This is a genomic window from Caballeronia sp. GAFFF1, assembly GCF_023630705.1.
GTDB lineage: Bacteria > Pseudomonadota > Gammaproteobacteria > Burkholderiales > Burkholderiaceae > Caballeronia.
Genome location: NZ_JALQEM010000067.1, coordinates 1 through 231 on the forward strand (window position 1 = coordinate 1; position 231 = coordinate 231).

Here is a 231-nt window from a genome sequence, read left to right on the forward strand (position 1 = left end):
TTCCTGCGCTATGGAAAGGGCGTGCGTCTCGACCTCGTCATGCTCAATGGCGAATGGGCGTTCTTGCGCTTCATCGACGGCAAGCTCGAATCCGCGCAGACATTCGACATCGAAGACGAGCGCATCGTGCGAATTCAGGTGCAACGCAACCCGGACAAGCTCGAACGCATCGCGGCGCGTTACGGCAATGCGTAACGCCTGCCACTTTGATTGATGCGCGCGAAGCAATAG

Annotated in this window: 1 pseudogene; it reads left to right on the top strand. The window is 58.0% G+C overall.

Annotated elements, in window-relative coordinates:
- Nucleotides 1-195 (top strand): annotated as a pseudogene (locus NCR37_RS28330) (RNA polymerase subunit sigma-24); the annotation flags it as partial.
- Nucleotides 196-231: the final 36 nt, after the last annotated feature.